1 protein-coding gene is annotated in these 1,493 nt (G+C 63.1%); it reads right to left on the reverse strand.

Features of this window, described 5'->3' with window-relative positions; genetic code table 11:
* Positions 1-1,493, reverse strand: a 1,493-nt coding sequence (locus tag Q666_RS59265) for a PfkB family carbohydrate kinase (RefSeq protein WP_023014612.1), incomplete at both ends; no start/stop codon positions are given.

A 1,493-nucleotide genomic window follows, 5' to 3' on the forward strand; every position in this document is an offset into this window, starting at 1 on the left:
AATTCCCTGGAGTTCGTTGACGTGTGCCTCGGTTCCGGCTTCTGCGCGCGCCGTGTCCCAGATGCTGCACAGGCGGGCGAAGCGGCTCACCATGTCGGCGACGGCAGCTTCGTCTGTCAATTCACCTGCCAGCCATTTGCGGGCTGCTTCGGCAAAAATCGTGCGGCCGACCGCAAAGCCCTTGACCAGCGGGAAGCGGGCCGCTTCGGCAAAACTCGCGGCGAGTTCCTCTTCCGGGGCATCGAGGCCGAGCACCACGATGCCGCGGGTGTGAGGGTCGTTTTCGGAAATCGCGTCGCAAGCCTTCGCCCATGCTTCTGCCGAGGTCATGGGTTCCAGCTTCCACCAGTCCGGATAGATGCCGATCTCGTAGAAACGGCGGATGATATCTGCCGTGGTGTCGGCATCAACCGGACCAACCTTGGAGGGGATGATCTCCAGAAGCATTTCAAGCCGATTGCGGCGGCAGGCGGCAAACAGCCGTTTCAGGACGTCCTCCTGCTCGGCCTTCATCGCGTCGGTGTCATGCGGATGATAGAAGCACAGCACCTTGACCACATGCTCCGTCGGCCATTCGGCCAGGCCGCCGAAATCCGGACCGATTTCCGGTTCCAGTGTCAGTGGCCGGGAGGTAGGCCACTCCACCGGATGACCGATCCAAAGCCCGGTTCCGGCGGCCCGATAAAGCGCCTCGCGGCCGTGTCGGCTGTCGCACAGAATGCCATAGCCCGGCTGGCCGTCCGCGACCGAAAGGGCCGCGTCGAGGCAGAGTTTCTTGAACGATCCGATCCGCTCGTGACCGGCGTTGGCCGTATCGGCCATCTGTTCGAGCTGAATACGGTGGTCGAAGGCAAAGACACGCATGGTCGACCAGTTGCCGCCGTGCAGCCGATGCCGGTTTGTGGACCAGTGGATCTGTTCCAGTTCCGGGTCCTTGCGCAGGGCCTTGTCCTTCACACCCCGTTTCAGGAAGAACTGCAACTCTTCCCAGCTCGGATAGGCCGGCGTGCAGCCGTGCCGGGAAACGGCAAACGCGCCGCATGCGTTGGCATAAGTCAGGGCCGTGACCCAGTTCTCGCCGGTGATCCAGCCTTTCAGCAGACCGGACATGAAGCCGTCGCCGGCCCCCAGAACGTTGAAGACCTCAATCGGGAAGCCAGGGCCGGAAATGCCCTCGTCGAGGCTGTCGGGGATCGCGCCTTCGAAGGCGGTTGCCCCCATCGGCCCGCGCTTGCAGACAAGCGTCGCACCCGACACCTTGCGCACGTTGCGCAGTGCCTCGACCGTGTCCGTGGTTCCACCGGCAATGTGGAATTCTTCTTCCGTACCCACGATCAGGTCGAACAGATGCAGGCTCGATTGCAGCTTGGCTGTCACCTTGTCGGAGGCAATGAAGCGGTTCTCGCCGTCGCCGTGCCCTGACAGGCCCCAGAGGTTGGGGCGGTAGTCGATGTCGAGCGCGGTACGGCTGCCGTTTTCGCGGGCAAGCCTCA

It is taken from the genome of Labrenzia sp. C1B70 (assembly GCF_000475395.1).
GTDB lineage: Bacteria > Pseudomonadota > Alphaproteobacteria > Rhizobiales > Stappiaceae > Roseibium > Roseibium algicola.